The organism is Butyrivibrio sp. NC2007, assembly GCF_000421405.1.
Taxonomy (GTDB): Bacteria; Bacillota; Clostridia; order Lachnospirales; family Lachnospiraceae; genus Butyrivibrio.
The window spans coordinates 94,268-107,987 of the sequence record NZ_ATWY01000017.1 but is presented as its reverse complement, the minus strand read 5'-3'; the positions used below and the strand labels follow the sequence as shown (position 1 = coordinate 107,987).

Below are 13,720 nucleotides of genomic sequence, written 5' to 3'. Positions count from 1 at the left end.
AAACAGTCACTTCCTATAATTATCTGCACGATTTCAACATCGCTTATCCTATCATGGATTCTTCATAAGGTTATGAATATCAAAGGAAACACAGCTACTCTTATCGGAGTTGGCTCATCAATATGCGGCGGCTCAGCAATTGCAGCTACGGCTCCTGTCATTGATGCGGATGATGATGAAGTGGCACAGGCAATTTCTGTGATATTTTTCTTTAACGTGCTGGCAGCACTTCTTTTTCCTTCGCTGGGAAAGCTTATAGGTTTTGATATCACAACAGGAGAGGCTTTCGGTATTTTTGCGGGAACTGCAGTTAATGATACTTCTTCCGTCACTGCAGCTGCATCAACCTGGGACAGCATGTGGAACCTGGGTAGTCAGACTTTGGACAAGGCAGTTACAGTGAAGCTTACAAGGACATTAGCAATCATTCCGATTACACTGGTTCTTGCTTATCTGAGAGCAAAGGAAGCAAAAAAGGATGGAAGCACCACCAACGGTTTTAGCTTCAGGAGAGCATTCCCGATGTTCATAGTGTTCTTTGTTCTTGCTTCAATTATCACAACACTTTGCTTGGGAATGGGAGTACCTTCGGATATTTTTAAACCTCTTAAAGAACTTAGCAAGTTCTTTATCATAATGGCCATGGCTGCTATAGGCCTGAACAGCAACGTGATCAAGCTCATTAAATCCGGTGGAAAGCCGATACTGCTTGGTGGCTGTTGCTGGGGCGGAATAACAGTTGTAAGCCTTGTGATGCAACATGTAATGGGGATATGGTAAACGATTCAAAATACTGTATCCAGAGGAAAAGGTATTACATTTGATGGTTCATTTTGCTGTGCTGTCCATAGTGTTAGTTTCTGCTGCATATTCATCCAACTTTCCGGAGATGTATTAGTTGCCTTGCTTATTCTAATGGCCATCTCCGGGCTAAGAGATACTTTCTCATTAACAAACTCTGATAACGCTTTCCTGCTTACTCCAAGCATTCTCGCTGCATCAGTAACGGAAAGATCTAGTGGTTTTAACACATCTTCAGCAAATACCTTTCCTGGATGCGTAGGTTTTCTGATCATATCATTCTCCATTTCAATTTTCTTCTGACTCAAAGCCGGCTTTTCATGCCGCCACTCTATCTCTTATAATGCTGCCTATTGCTGTAACAATCATAGCTGCGCATATTACGGCTATTCCAATCCTATCATAAGCATTATAGATTCCTTCAGAGAACTTAAGCTTAATGAATTTCTCCCAAATTGCACCGAGTATTACAAGAAGCGTGGCTCCAACAGAGGCAGCATACATACATGCCACAACCAAACTGGCAAGTATGTTTCTGCAATCATCCCTGTCGACTTTGAGAGAGTCGCAGTTGGAAACTAATATAAAGTATGTCACAGCCAGGTATGCAACGGTCACAAACGTGGCTTTCTGCCAAGATGCACATTCAAATAAACTGTAACCTAGGCCCATGATCAGGTCAACGAACATGAGGCAGGAAAACACTATCATAGGTCCGCTGGTCTGCTGATTAAATGTAAGGAGTGCTATTAACAACTCTATCACAACAATAAGTGTTATCACGCTGAGTTTAGTTTCTCCGGGAATAATGTCTTTAAGCCCTGGAAATACCAAAAGGAGAAAAAGAGATCCTAAGAGCCCTGTCATAAAAGGTAATGCCCTTAGAAGACCAAACAAGAGTATAAAGATCACTCCCAATGCTATGACCAACAGAATTTCAAATATTGCCGCTATCATTTATGCCTCCATTCTATGACCAAAGCCCTTGGCCATCATTTGCTGTTTTTCTTTTGTTTATACAGTTTGTTACAGTAGACAGCAGCTCTTGAAGCAGATTTAAACTCTTCTACACCGTTTCTTTCAATCACAGCCCTCTCGATGCCTTTGGCATTTCCCTGCTTGACTGCTTCTGTGAACATCTTGCCAAGGCGGGATCTGACCTGAGCCGGTGACTCTTTTATCTCGTATTCAATAAGAACATCGTTTACACCTGCGAAGGTCGGAAGATCTGCCAGGACGAATTCTGCTTTCATTGTTTTGGCCTCAGCGATCATGTTGTTGATGGCAAGTGTATAGTCGTAGACAGTTCTTTTGCCGAACTTCTCCTCCAACATATCGCAGATGTAGTAGTTGACGGTTACGTTCTCCTTCTTGGCTGCTTTCTCAATCTGATCATATAATTCCTGTGTGATTGCTAAATTAACTCTTGGCATATCTTTTCCCTCCATGAGTGTTGTTTTATGTTCACTTACAGTTAAATTATATGAGTGTTGTACAATGTTGTCAATATAACGATCATGTGCCGTACATGTTGTGGTTAACCTCTGCCTGATAGTAACTGCTCATAGTAGAAGGAGCATTAAACAGGGCTGCAAGCATGTAGTTCTTGATGTGGGTGATCTTGGTGGTGTTACTCTTAAGGCAGTCGATCACGTACTCAAGGTGCATGTGGTTGAGCTTTAAGAACTTGGACTTCACCAGATCCTTGGGATACTCGTTCTTGGCAATCCAGATTGTCTTCCGGGTGGAAAGAACTGTCTCAAGAATCAGGTCAAAGACTCCCTCAAGATCATCCCTGTATTCCGGATGACGCTCTATCATGGTATCTATATCGAGGTTTTCTCTAAGGATCTCATAATACGCTCTGTAGTCATCATTCAGATCCGGCTCCATCGATGTGATATGATTTGTTATTTTAACTAAGTTAGTATTATTAGTATTAATATAATTAGGGTTGGTTTTTCCCATGTCTAGACCTTGGTTTTTCCCATCTCTAGACATTGTTTTTTCAAAGGTCTTGACCTTGGTTTTTCCCATGTCTGAAACATCATCATTTTGTTCAGACATTGGTTTTTCCCGGGTCTGAACTTCTTCTGAATCTTCCTCAACGAAGTCCTTCAGGTACAATAAAGCTGCTTTCCCCTGGCCCTGCCTCTTGCGTTCCATGAGCCCTATAGCCTCCAGCTCCTTAAAAAGATTTATAGCCTTATTCTCCTTACAGCCCAGCATTTCCATGGCTTCCTGCTGTGAGTATATGATAAATGCCCTATTTTCGCTATCTATCCACTTGTTTTTCTGCGAAATTGACATTCTATCCAGCATCAGGCCATACAGGATCTTGGCATCAGAGCTCATGTTTCTGAATATCTTATTTGTAAAAAGAAGCTTAGGCAGCCTGTAATAAGCATGCATTTCAGATTCCTGACCATAAAAATAGTCAAATGTTATCTTGTCGCTCAAAGCTCTTTTCTCCTCCATTCAATGACTTTCTACGACTTTCTATGACGTATAGTGGTGCAATATTTGCACTACCCAATCAGCTGAAAAATCTTTTGTCTGTTGAAATTCTTGACGTAAATCTTATTGGGCTTTCCCTTTTCCTGTAGTCGCAATATAAGTCCAATATCCTCAAGCTCTTTCATACAATCGATTACTGTGTGCCTGGAAAAGCCGATGTCTTCTTCCAATTTTCTCAGTGGATAAAGAATATACACCCTGTTCTGCTCGTCATACCAGCTGTGCCTTTTGGCTTCACGCATTCTGTCGAGAAGCACAGCATACATAAGCTTGGCTCCGGGAGACAGGGAAGAAAACGCCTTCCCTGTCAGAAGCTCCTTGGGAATCTCCACTGAAGCAAACTGTGCTGACTGCGCACCATAAAAATATTCCATCATTATTCTGAGCCCTCGCTTTCATGAGTTCTTTTCCATTCCTCCAAGAGACTGATCATGATCCTCTCGATCTCAGACTGAGAGTAGTAGGCGGGAAAATACTTGTTGAGCTTTCTTTCGTTAAACGTAACTTTCTTTTTAATCTGAGGAGTGGCTCTCTTCTGTATAAGGATGTCTATCATCTGTTCCTGGGTGAGAGAGTCATCATCACGATATTGGCGGAGATCCATGAGCTGTTCCTGCTTGATCATGCCGTTTTCGTGGATGTATTCCCAGAGCCATTGTTGGTAGGTGTGGTTTAGATAGGAAATCTCTGCAGCTTGAAGCAACGCTAATCTTCCTGCATCGACCATATCTAAAAGTTTAGGAATTAAGTAAGTAAGACGAATATACCTGTGAACTTGAGCCCTTTTTAATCCGACAGATTCACCTACTTCTGTAGCTGAATACATTAACTTTGTCTCTTCAGTAGACAAAGTTAAATCTGATCTTTTCCCCTGATGGTTTAACGCATCCATCTTCATCTTTAACGAATATGCTCTTTCACTCGGAAGTATCTCTTCCCTCTGCATATTCGCATTAACCATGGCAATAGTCGCATCATCATTAGTCATTTCCTTAATGATTGCAGGAATCTTCCTTAGTCCGGCTCTTTTTGCAGCGTGAAGACGTCTGTGTCCTGAGATCATCTCATAATTGCCCTCATCATCCGGCCTTACAAGAACCGGAGTGAGAACACCGCTTTCCTTGATGCTCTCCACAAGCTCATCCATCTTTTCATCATCTACAACTCTGAAAGGGTGATTCTCAAAGGGATAAATGGTCATAACATCAAGATCTACTGTTCCCTCCATGCTGGGAACTCCTAGAAGCTCATCAATACTAGATAGCTTTACTTTCTGTCCAACTCTTTGTGCCATTGTCCATTACCTCCCTTATGAATGATGTGTAAGCAAATGCTGCTTTTCCTTTTGGATCATAGACGTAGAGACTGCTCCCTGAAGCGCTTATTTCAGCAGCTCTGACTGATAACGGGATCTCTGTCTCAAAAACATTTATACTTGATGAATAAGCTTCGTAAATCTGAGCCGAAATGTCTTTTGCATAATTGGTCCTGTTATCCACCATAGTGATGAGAATTCCGTCGATTTCGAGCTTAGGATTAAGCTGACGCTTTACTCTTCCAATTGTCTTTATAAGCTGTTGCAGACCCTTTACAGGAAGATATGCGGCCTGGCATGGAATGATTACAGAATCAGCACAAGCCAGGGCATTTATGGTCATCATTCCAAGAGAAGGCATACAATCAATAATAATGAAGTCATATACTTCTCTGGCCTTGTCTACGTACTCTTTGAGGATTGTCTCCCTGCTGATCACTCCGGTCATGCTGATTTCTAAACTTGAGAGTTCTATATTTCCCGGCATCAGATCCACACCTTCAGGATGATGGATGAGGCCTTTTGTCACATCTACAGGCTCGTCATTGATGATATTTACAAGTGCTGTGGCAAGAGAGTAATCAAGTCTGTCCGGTTCATCACAGCCAAGGCTGATTGACATGCTGCCCTGAGGATCCGCGTCGATCATAAGGACCTTATAGCCTTCTCTTGCAAGACCAATACCTAGATTTACGCTGGTGACGGTTTTTCCCACACCGCCTTTCTGGTTTGCTACGCTGATAACCTTACTCATAAAAATCGTCCTCCTCCCAACATGATTCTATAAACTCATCAATTTTTTCCGTGTTACACAGAACAACTCCTCTGACCTTCCTTGTGGCTCTTGCATCCTTAGCCAGCTTTTCGAAAGTATGAAGCCCCATTGAGTAGAGCTCAGCGCCTTCCTGGTAACGCACATATTTCTTTTTTCCCTTTTTAACCATTTCCTCCAGGTTAGGGACAATTCGTCTTTTAGGCATTTCCTTGTTCTCCTTTACTGTTTCCTCGTACCGGCAGTTATCTTCAATAAATTTTTCATAGATGTCCTGATCTACCAGTACCCGTTGTCTGATCATCCTATTGGCCCGGGCTTCCTTGACTGAGTTTACAAAACTCCAATAAGGAATGCTGTAGAGCCTTGCACCATCTTCGTATGTGACGAAATTATGCAATTTTCCCTTGATGTATTTATCAAGATCCGGTGGAGAATTTGATTTGTGAACCATCTTGTAACCTCCTTGTGGGTGTTACGAGATGTAAAACGAATGAAATGAACTAAAAGATAAAAAGCCACATCTCTCTGTGAAAAGAAATGTGGCTTAAGATGCAGATTCTGTTTTAAAAGATTGCAAATTGTATCAAAAATACGCCGCTAAAACTGTTACAAAAAATAAACCGACTATTCCTCAGGGCCTTGACCAACCCCAAAATTCGTCATAGCGCGTCCTTTGATTTCTCGATTATTATCCATAGAACGTCGTATAGCTCCGTAGGAGTCCAATGAAGGAACTGTCAAAAAGTTGCCTGATTGGACGAATATGGACTCCTATGGATTCCCTGTACTTTCTAAGACGCACTATATTACTTGCTCGACTTCAAGGTCGGGATTTTTGCGACTTGTCGCACTTCCCGATACTGTATATACGTTTCAAGCCAGACAATTACATTTTTGACTTGCACTTCATGTTACTTTGAAACACTACGTTAACGGCTTCATTTTGCTGTATTCGTGCTGTCACAAATTTGCGGTTGTGATTATGGCTCATAAAATGAGTCATTTTTGATGCTGTTTGTTTTGCCGGAGATTCAAAACCTTTTTTGCTATCCTGATGAATGGTTGCTGTCAATTGCTGTCAAAAAATATGTCAAATCAATTTGCTGTCAAAACCGCTCTGCGATTTAAAAAGTATCATCCATACTGTCAGATAGCAATCCCATTACTTCATTGTTCTTTTCTTCACTTGCATCTGCATATATATCCATTGTAGTCTCTACACTCTTATGTCCCATGATCGAGGTAATGACTTTAAGGTTCGTACATACTTCAACAAGTCTTGTAGCAAATGTATGCCTACATATATGAAGTGAAAAATCCGGGAGCAGGAATGGGTCTCTCTTCTCCTTTAATGCACGCTTTTCTTCCTCCGCATTGTAGTGTGCGACAATGCATTTGATCTCGCGATTAAGAGTCTGTGGATTATGAACCGTTGAATACTTATTTAGGAATACAAAGTTTGTAAGTCCATCAATCTCAGGCTGCTCATATTCACATCCTTCAAGTTCTTCCTTTGCCATTTCGAATGCAAGCTTTACCGAGTCAAGCATTGGTATGACTCTTATTCCAGCCTCAGTCTTTGGTCTGTGAACATGCATCCTGGAAAGCTTCTCGCCTCTCTTTTTGTAGTATGACAATGTATGATTGACGTTGATTGTACGCTTCTCCATATCAATGTCATCCCAGGTAAGGCCTACAAATTCTCCCGCCCTTAAGCCTGTTCCAAAAAGAACTACGAAGACTGGCCACCATGAGCAGAATATAGGATGTGATGCTACATATCCCATAAACGTTCTAAGCTGATCCTTAGTAAGCGCATCTCTTGAGTTCCTATTCTTTCCTCCGCACTTACATACCTCAGCCATTGCACCATCAGTGGGATTTTTCCGGATTATATCGTCTCTTACTGCCATCTGAAATGTTGGATGTAAAAGACAATGCACATTATCAAGCGTTGCTAGCTCAATGTCGTCTTCCTTAAGCAGTTTCAAATAAAACTGCATAATATCTGAGAACTTGAAACTTGATATAAGCTTACCTCCGATAGTGTTTCTCACAAAATGGTCATACATGTAATAGTACCCTTTTTCAGAGGAACCGCGAAGACCATATTTAGTTTTCATGTATCTGTCGAATGTTGCATTAAGGGTTGCTGTCTTTCTCTGGTACAGATCAAGTCCATCAAGTAGATCTCTCTGGATTTCTTCTTCCTTTTCTCTAAGCGAAAGAAGGTCCCGGTCATATATGTACCGTCTTCTTCCAAGAGCATCTGAATAGGAGAAGCAGAATCGCCCATCACTCTTCCGGACAAACTCACCTTTCTTCAACCTTCGACCCCTATTGTCTTTTCTTGCTTCCATATAATCTCCTAATTAATATAGAAGACATGGCATGCTCAAACATAGGGCTTCATCACTTATAATTATGACTCTGATTCTTTGATAAAGCAATCTATTTTCATGGCATGTCATGTCTTATAACACCGCTGTTGACTCGTTTTAGCATGCTGGGCTTGTGTCAAAATATTTCTTCATTCTGGCATAGTTATAATAAACAGCCCCATCTACTTTTCTCTGTGCATCACATGCATTTGCAATCTTTCTTACTGTATCTTCACAGCAGTTAAACTTAAACATGGCCTGATCAATTCTGATATAATCAGGTTCCCCAAATTCTCTTGGTCTTTTTAATCTTCCCATAGCTCATGCTCCTATCTTTAACTCAATTTCTACTTCATCGCTAAAGTATTTCTGTTCCAAAAACAGCATGGCTCCTTCTTTGACTATTTTCTTGGTACGCTTAATCCTGGACTTCACAGCTTCCGGAGAAAGATTCACATCATCAGCGATGGTAAAAAAGCTTTCTCTTTCCACTATGTATCTTTCAAGGAAGATTCTCTCATCATCATCCAGGCTTTCCACCTGGCTGCATACAATCTCGTAGTCGTCTCTCATATCGAGCAGTGTCTTAATCTCCGCTCTGTGTATGAAATATTCTTCGGAGCCTTTAAGTGCTGTGTTGTAATCCCCCTCATGGATTGCTTCCTGTATGGAAACATTCTCAACCGCTGTATTGGCAGTCACGTCACTTATGTTTGATGTCTGAACTCTTACGCCCAGCTCCCCATTTTCCCTACGTCTCTTATGCTCACGCTCATTTCTGATCACAATGCTGAGACATTTCTCATAACCATCAACCAGTTTGTTGAACCTCGCATAGTTACGCAGGATTATATCCACTCTTGTGTCTAAGTCAGCTCTTCGATATTTGTCTACAATACTTTGCACTACAGCCATAAGTCCCCCTCTCCGGTAAGCCTGTAATAATCAATAATTGTAACCCCATATACTATCTTAAACCGCATAAACACTGAGTTTCAATGACATTATTGTGTCGTTTATGTCACAGTATGTGACACCTTAAAAGTTCTCCAATCCTTCTATCTGCCTGATCACAGCTTTCTTTACTACTTCATTATTTATGGAACTGTAAGCTCTGACCAACTCATCAATCTCACTGTTACCGGAGCTTGTCTCTCCTTTAAGAATCCAGTCTGTTGATACATTAAACTTCGTGGAATACAGCACAAGGATCTTTATTGGCACATCCCTTATCCCCAGCTCATAGTTTGCCAGTGTTGACCTGCCTGTTATAACAAACTCATTAGATACATCTTTTTGGCTAAGTCCCCTGCTTTCACGGAGCTCTTTTAACCTTGCCCCAACTGCAGCTCCTAAATCAAAATCCATGGGCACAACTCTCCTCTCCTTTAATATATAGTAGAAACTCACGAGTTATCTCCGTTGCAACAGTATGCATGATATCATACGATATGCCTGATTTTTTCTCACAAATCCGTCTTTTTCCAATCATTTTTTCTGCAACATTCCCTCACATTTCCCTCACGAAACCATCACGAATCCATCAGAAAACCCTCAAATAAAAAAACGGCTACAGATTTCTCCATAGCCGCGCGACTTTATATCAACATGCTCCTATTTTTTCTTTGTAATAAACAGGCTTATCAACAATACCTGCATTAATATCCTCTTGTTCTCTTCTGTTGGCATATATCCACATCAATATTCCAAAGAGCACTATTGCAACTGGATGCCGCCTGTCAAAGGTTGCCTCTGAAATTTCCATTTCAGCCATAATTTCCTTCTTGGTTTTAAGCTGATTTTTACTGTTTAAGTAAGCAAGCTTTAGAATTGTCTTAAGCTGCTTACCTTCGAGCCTGGTCTCACCTTCAACACTGGGATCATACTTAGTAGTGCTGATCTTACCGTCCACCATCTCCTCAATGCTATCCATGATCATGTCAGCCTTTTCCATGAACCATCTGGATCTGACAACCTCCCATATGAAATCCTCGTACTCAGCATCAGTGTATTTGTGCCCTCCGCTTATAATCTCAATATATTTTCGCCTTATTCGCTGCTTTTCCTTTGTTATCACTTCCAATGATTCATTACCAACACCCTGCAGAGCCTTGCGTCCGACAGCATATCTGCAAAGAAGTGCCTCCGCAAGAGAGTGAACTGTATCATAGGCAAGCTTCTCCTGTCTGCATATTTCCCGGGCTAAAATCTCAGCCCTTAAATTTTTTCTCCTCATAAAAATTCCCTCCAACTAACTAAAATAACAGAAAGTAGATTATCACAATATTGTTAAACAATCTTCCGAGGAATTTCCGTGAAATTTCCGTCAAAAAAAGCCATCACCTCTGTAAAGCATCGAAGCAATGGCTCTTTTCAATCATTCTTTTTCCGAATATTTGCTAATTCGTCAATTATAAATCATTATTTGAGATTATCAGGAAAAATCGGATGATTGGGCACAAGGCCCATAGCGATATCCCTATATTCATTATTTTTCAAGTGGATCCATGCCTCTATGGCAAACATTGTCACCGCCTCTTCTAATCTGTCATAGAATACAGATGTAGTAGTAAAACCGCAGTCGTACATCCTCTCGGTCTTACTTTCATGTTCGGCATGAAGGTAGTACTTATCAAGGATTCTTTTATAAATATTACCCTTATCAAGCATCAGCATCATGCTCATAGCGTAATCAATCACACCTTCGAACCACACTGTAGCCATGGCCCTATCAACTAACGGTCCCATCTGGGCCTTGTATTCATCATATGGTCTCCAGAACATATCCAGAAGATCATACCTGAGCTGCCTTCTTTCAGCATCTATTTCTTCCTGTGTCTTTACGATATCTGTATTCTGATCCTGACAGATCAGTGCAATCCTGTAATCCTCAAACAACAACTTACCTTTTTTATAGACTTCCTTGGGGTTTTTAAATCCCTGTATCATACATAATGAAGCAATTTTCCTGTACGCAACCGACTTTGCCATGATAATACCTCCTATATCACAACACCATCAATCGATTTAAAATCGCGTCACTTCTTTTTCCTTTTTGTGGACACCTTTTGATTATCTTTTATCACTTCTTCAAGCGCTTCAGAAGCAATCAATGTATCCTTTGCTAAAGCCTGCACAATATTTAATACTCTCCGTTGCTGAGCTTCAGGCATCTGCGTGACAAATTCAATGATTATCTCTAAAGTCTGAGTTTTTCCAGCTTTTTTACCAACAACAAGATCCTCTAGGAAAAATTCCGGAACTGTCATATCAAAGGCAGCACAAATCTTTTCAATTGTTTCAAACTTTGGAAAACTATCTCTTTCAAATACATACTGAACAGTACTGGCAGATACACCCATTTCTTCAGCAAGTCTGTACCTTTTCCAGCCTCTGTTCTTCATTAGTTGTTTTACTTTTTGTTGAAATCTTTTTACAGTCATAGTTTCACACCTCCTTAAAGAAGTGTTTTCCTAACTGTATTTTAGTTAAAGCTTCATTCCGTTTTAATAAATTGTATTGAATGAATTATTTCATTGCATTGAATGTGTAAAGCCTGTAATTCGCATATAATCCGCATTTATGGATAGTTGATGACTGATATATAATATTTTTATTAACTTAAACGCATTGAAATTCATGTCCGTCAAATATTATCAATTAGCGCTTATTGAGCTATAGCTAAGGTAACCATTAAAATATTGTACTCACTTCTTTCAGCAGGCATATAATGTTAATAATTGATTTGAATAAAACTGAGAAAGAGAGTATGGGATATGGAAAAATCTTTTGAAACACTAATTAAAGAAAAATATTGCAATGCAGAAGAACGTTGGTATCCAACATCAGTTGATGTGTTTAGAAATGGATTTATTGCCATGAGTAGTGATGCTGAAGGTTTCCATCCTTTGGTAGACAATCTTGCGTATAATTTACAATACCTCCAGTTTTTGGAGAAAGAAATACAGGAATTAAATGTATCCAGCGTAATCTACTCAATGCTTGTAAAAACCTATGTCATAACAGGAATGGGTATCGTAGAAGGTATTTTCTCCTATGTAATCAAGTCAAATGGATGGTGGAAAACAAATGACGAAGAAGAAGTGCTATCTAGCACATCTGAAATAACGGATAAAAAAGGAATAACGTATAGAATAAGAACTATAGTTAACAAGAAAGTTGCACCAGTCAATGATAAAATGAATTTTGATGACATGATAAAATGTCTAAAGCATCATCATAAGGCATTGTCTGTTGATCATTTATTGTATCCCCAAATTGATCGTGTACGAGATCTTAGGAATAGAGTTCATTTACAAAAAGGTAATAATGAAAAAGATCATGATTATAATGCCTTTGATTATATTGTAAAAAAAGAAATGCGAAACATTCTTTATGAGTTACTATGCTCTCCCAAGGTGTCTGACCAAAGGACACTTCACAATTATGATTTTTTGAAGCCAGAGGAGTAACATCTCCAACCATAACTCACTATCATCAAGATGGATTTTTAGGGCTACTGTAAAAATGAAAGAGTTCAACGTAGGACTCTTTCATTTTTTATATCTTCATTTACCCATTTATTCAATATTTGTCCATTCAATCGAAGTATTTATCTCTGAGTATTCATCAACAAGAGCATTGAACTCTTCTTCTGTAATAACATCAAACTTATCTATATTCTCAAGGTAGTCCTGAGGCGGATTCTCCTGTTTATAAAACTCTGGCGAACCTGATGCAGCCCAGTCATCATAGTAATTTACAAATGCCATGACGACCTTTGCTCTACCCTGATCATCAATTTCAGATACGACATACATCTTACGGCCTTCGTGTCCAGTATCGCCACTGACAAACTGGTTCTTATTGTTTATGAAGGTGACACCTGAAGATCCAAGATTCTCTACATTCGCTGACTGGATCTTATTATCCTTATACTCGATAATGTCATATATCCAATAGCCAAAAGAGCGGACTATCAGTTCATTTACTCCGTCCCCATTCATGTCATAGAGAGCATATTCCATATCAGGCTCGCCTACTGCCCAGAAGGTCTCGCCGTTTGCATCAGTTTCATTCCCCTTCAGATACTCCATGAAATGTGCATCGGCATCACTCTCTTTGCCAACAGTTGACGGAAGTTCAATAGCTGTGGGCTCATCTGCACCACCGATTATTTCTGCATTATCTGTCTTTTTCGCACCGCAGGCTGTCATCCCAAATACAATCAATAATGACATTGCAGCTAATATAGCTCTTTTCATGATAAGTTCTCCTCAAATATCGAATAGTCCCTCTCAAAAAGGACTTCTAACATCTGCTTTTTCAGCAGTTCTTTATCCACTTTCTCCATCAGGTACTTCTTGCAGTACATCTTGCTCTTCCACATCACGGAGCATATCTGTAGCACTTCTCCTTATAACAGGCTTAAAACTTAAGATTATCTCCCAACACCGGAACCTTGCTTGCAAAGAAGGAAAACTCTCCGCTGTCGAGAAGATTACCTGCATCATCAGTTACTCTGATATCAAATACAAGTATGTGTTTACCGGTCTTGAGCTTCATGCACTCACAATAGATATATTCCGTATTAACTGCCGGCAAAAGAAAATTCAGATTGGCAGAAACTGTAGTAACATAATATCCGCTCATGCTGCCTGTTGCACCTGCCATAGCATCAACAAAAGATAATAGTGCTCCGCCATGGATACTCCCATATGTGTTATGAAGTCTGGTATCACATTTTATCCTGGACTTGCTGTAAGTGGGGCTCAGTTCCAGCACTTCAAAGCCTATAAACTTGTTATATTCATTCGCATAAAGCTCAGGGATTATCTTCTCCCTGATCGCGTTTTCTTTCTCAGTACGTGCTTTTCTCATTTTATCCTACAGCGTTCCCTTTCCGTCTTTGTCGTAAACCACAAGCATATT

Annotated in this window: 20 protein-coding genes; 2 read left to right on the top strand and 18 right to left on the bottom strand. The window is 40.1% G+C overall.

The window, feature by feature from the left end:
* Nucleotides 1–780 (top strand): YeiH family protein (locus tag G632_RS0113825; protein WP_022769961.1); only part of this gene is annotated, 780 nt, incomplete at its 5' end.
* A gap of 5 nt (nt 781–785) precedes the next feature.
* On the opposite strand, the gene G632_RS0113820 is transcribed toward G632_RS0113825, so the two are convergent.
* From G632_RS0113820 to G632_RS21390, 15 genes are all read right to left on the bottom strand, one after another.
* The gene (locus tag G632_RS0113820; protein ID WP_026491484.1) at nt 786–1,076 is read right to left on the bottom strand and encodes a HigA family addiction module antitoxin; all 291 of its coding nucleotides are present in this window, start codon (nt 1,074–1,076) and stop codon (nt 786–788) included.
* A 43-nt stretch (nt 1,077–1,119) separates the two neighbouring features.
* Entirely contained in the window at nt 1,120–1,758 is a 639-nt protein-coding gene (locus G632_RS0113815) for a hypothetical protein (protein ID WP_022769959.1), read from the bottom strand.
* Between the two features lie 35 nt (nt 1,759–1,793).
* Complete coding sequence (locus G632_RS0113810) at nt 1,794–2,234, bottom strand: hypothetical protein (RefSeq protein ID WP_022769957.1); 441 nt, start codon at nt 2,232–2,234, stop codon at nt 1,794–1,796.
* 82 nt (nt 2,235–2,316) lie between these two features.
* Nucleotides 2,317–3,261, bottom strand: coding sequence for a DUF6017 domain-containing protein (locus G632_RS0113805; protein ID WP_026512594.1), 945 nt, complete (start codon nt 3,259–3,261; stop codon nt 2,317–2,319).
* 68 nt (nt 3,262–3,329) lie between these two features.
* A complete protein-coding gene (locus tag G632_RS0113800; RefSeq protein WP_022769955.1) occupies nt 3,330–3,695 on the bottom strand; it encodes a replication initiator protein A in 366 nt (121 codons plus the stop codon).
* A complete protein-coding gene (locus G632_RS0113795) occupies nt 3,695–4,612 on the bottom strand; it encodes a ParB/RepB/Spo0J family partition protein (protein WP_022769953.1) in 918 nt (305 codons plus the stop codon). Before G632_RS0113795 ends, G632_RS0113800 begins: the two co-directional genes overlap by 1 nt.
* Nucleotides 4,575–5,387, bottom strand: a complete 813-nt coding sequence (locus G632_RS0113790) for a ParA family protein (protein ID WP_022769952.1) — start codon at nt 5,385–5,387, stop codon at nt 4,575–4,577. The genes G632_RS0113795 and G632_RS0113790 overlap by 38 nt, the downstream gene beginning before the upstream one ends.
* Nucleotides 5,380–5,859 carry a DUF6462 family protein gene (locus tag G632_RS22530; protein WP_330361285.1) on the bottom strand — a complete coding sequence of 160 codons (480 nt, stop codon included), beginning with the start codon at nt 5,857–5,859 and terminating at the stop codon, nt 5,380–5,382. The genes G632_RS0113790 and G632_RS22530 overlap by 8 nt, the downstream gene beginning before the upstream one ends.
* A 673-nt stretch (nt 5,860–6,532) precedes the next feature.
* A complete protein-coding gene (locus G632_RS0113775) occupies nt 6,533–7,768 on the bottom strand; it encodes a tyrosine-type recombinase/integrase (protein WP_022769951.1) in 1,236 nt (411 codons plus the stop codon).
* Nucleotides 7,769–7,906: 138 nt separating this feature from the next.
* Nucleotides 7,907–8,107, bottom strand: a complete 201-nt coding sequence (locus tag G632_RS0113770; protein ID WP_022769949.1) for a hypothetical protein — start codon at nt 8,105–8,107, stop codon at nt 7,907–7,909.
* A gap of 3 nt (nt 8,108–8,110) precedes the next feature.
* Nucleotides 8,111–8,704 (bottom strand): sigma-70 family RNA polymerase sigma factor, encoded by a 594-nt coding sequence (locus G632_RS0113765; protein WP_022769948.1) that lies wholly within the window; start codon nt 8,702–8,704, stop codon nt 8,111–8,113.
* A gap of 123 nt (nt 8,705–8,827) precedes the next feature.
* Nucleotides 8,828–9,157, bottom strand: a complete 330-nt coding sequence (locus G632_RS20180) for a helix-turn-helix domain-containing protein (RefSeq protein WP_022769947.1) — start codon at nt 9,155–9,157, stop codon at nt 8,828–8,830.
* Between the two features lie 235 nt (nt 9,158–9,392).
* Nucleotides 9,393–10,025, bottom strand: a complete 633-nt coding sequence (locus G632_RS0113755; RefSeq protein ID WP_022769945.1) for a hypothetical protein — start codon at nt 10,023–10,025, stop codon at nt 9,393–9,395.
* A gap of 185 nt (nt 10,026–10,210) precedes the next feature.
* Complete coding sequence (locus tag G632_RS0113750) at nt 10,211–10,780, bottom strand: hypothetical protein (protein WP_022769944.1); 570 nt, start codon at nt 10,778–10,780, stop codon at nt 10,211–10,213.
* A gap of 47 nt (nt 10,781–10,827) precedes the next feature.
* On the bottom strand, nt 10,828–11,232 hold the full coding sequence (locus tag G632_RS21390; RefSeq protein WP_022769943.1) for a helix-turn-helix domain-containing protein: 405 nt from the start codon (nt 11,230–11,232) through the stop codon (nt 10,828–10,830).
* A 333-nt stretch (nt 11,233–11,565) separates the two neighbouring features.
* Between G632_RS21390 and G632_RS0113740 the strand changes: the two genes are divergently transcribed.
* Nucleotides 11,566–12,261, top strand: a complete 696-nt coding sequence (locus G632_RS0113740) for a hypothetical protein (RefSeq protein WP_022769941.1) — start codon at nt 11,566–11,568, stop codon at nt 12,259–12,261.
* Nucleotides 12,262–12,369: 108 nt separating this feature from the next.
* Here the strand turns inward: G632_RS0113740 and G632_RS0113735 are convergent, their stop codons facing one another.
* From G632_RS0113735 to G632_RS0113725, 3 genes are read right to left on the bottom strand one after another with little or no spacing between them, the layout of a single operon-like run.
* A complete protein-coding gene (locus G632_RS0113735) occupies nt 12,370–13,053 on the bottom strand; it encodes a hypothetical protein (RefSeq protein ID WP_022769940.1) in 684 nt (227 codons plus the stop codon).
* A complete protein-coding gene (locus G632_RS22020) occupies nt 13,050–13,199 on the bottom strand; it encodes a hypothetical protein (RefSeq protein ID WP_155828895.1) in 150 nt (49 codons plus the stop codon). The genes G632_RS0113735 and G632_RS22020 overlap by 4 nt, the downstream gene beginning before the upstream one ends.
* Nucleotides 13,200–13,216: 17 nt before the next feature.
* On the bottom strand, nt 13,217–13,669 hold the full coding sequence (locus tag G632_RS0113725) for a PaaI family thioesterase (protein ID WP_022769937.1): 453 nt from the start codon (nt 13,667–13,669) through the stop codon (nt 13,217–13,219).
* Nucleotides 13,670–13,720: the final 51 nt, after the last annotated feature.

Coding starts and splice junctions, on each gene's coding strand:
- G632_RS0113815 (WP_022769959.1), bottom strand. CDS start 1,758: ATGATAGCGGCAATATTTGAAATTCTGTTGGTCATAGCATTGGGAGTG.
- G632_RS20180 (WP_022769947.1), bottom strand. CDS start 9,157: ATGGATTTTGATTTAGGAGCTGCAGTTGGGGCAAGGTTAAAAGAGCTC.
- G632_RS21390 (WP_022769943.1), bottom strand. CDS start 11,232: ATGACTGTAAAAAGATTTCAACAAAAAGTAAAACAACTAATGAAGAAC.
- G632_RS0113735 (WP_022769940.1), bottom strand. CDS start 13,053: ATGAAAAGAGCTATATTAGCTGCAATGTCATTATTGATTGTATTTGGG.
- G632_RS0113755 (WP_022769945.1), bottom strand. CDS start 10,025: ATGAGGAGAAAAAATTTAAGGGCTGAGATTTTAGCCCGGGAAATATGC.
- G632_RS0113770 (WP_022769949.1), bottom strand. CDS start 8,107: ATGGGAAGATTAAAAAGACCAAGAGAATTTGGGGAACCTGATTATATC.
- G632_RS0113775 (WP_022769951.1), bottom strand. CDS start 7,768: ATGGAAGCAAGAAAAGACAATAGGGGTCGAAGGTTGAAGAAAGGTGAG.
- G632_RS0113765 (WP_022769948.1), bottom strand. CDS start 8,704: ATGGCTGTAGTGCAAAGTATTGTAGACAAATATCGAAGAGCTGACTTA.
- G632_RS0113820 (WP_026491484.1), bottom strand. CDS start 1,076: ATGATCAGAAAACCTACGCATCCAGGAAAGGTATTTGCTGAAGATGTG.
- G632_RS0113750 (WP_022769944.1), bottom strand. CDS start 10,780: ATGGCAAAGTCGGTTGCGTACAGGAAAATTGCTTCATTATGTATGATA.
- G632_RS0113800 (WP_022769955.1), bottom strand. CDS start 3,695: ATGATGGAATATTTTTATGGTGCGCAGTCAGCACAGTTTGCTTCAGTG.
- G632_RS0113795 (WP_022769953.1), bottom strand. CDS start 4,612: ATGGCACAAAGAGTTGGACAGAAAGTAAAGCTATCTAGTATTGATGAG.
- G632_RS0113725 (WP_022769937.1), bottom strand. CDS start 13,669: ATGAGAAAAGCACGTACTGAGAAAGAAAACGCGATCAGGGAGAAGATA.
- G632_RS0113790 (WP_022769952.1), bottom strand. CDS start 5,387: ATGAGTAAGGTTATCAGCGTAGCAAACCAGAAAGGCGGTGTGGGAAAA.
- G632_RS0113810 (WP_022769957.1), bottom strand. CDS start 2,234: ATGCCAAGAGTTAATTTAGCAATCACACAGGAATTATATGATCAGATT.
- G632_RS22530 (WP_330361285.1), bottom strand. CDS start 5,859: ATGGTTCACAAATCAAATTCTCCACCGGATCTTGATAAATACATCAAG.
- G632_RS0113740 (WP_022769941.1), top strand. CDS start 11,566: ATGGAAAAATCTTTTGAAACACTAATTAAAGAAAAATATTGCAATGCA.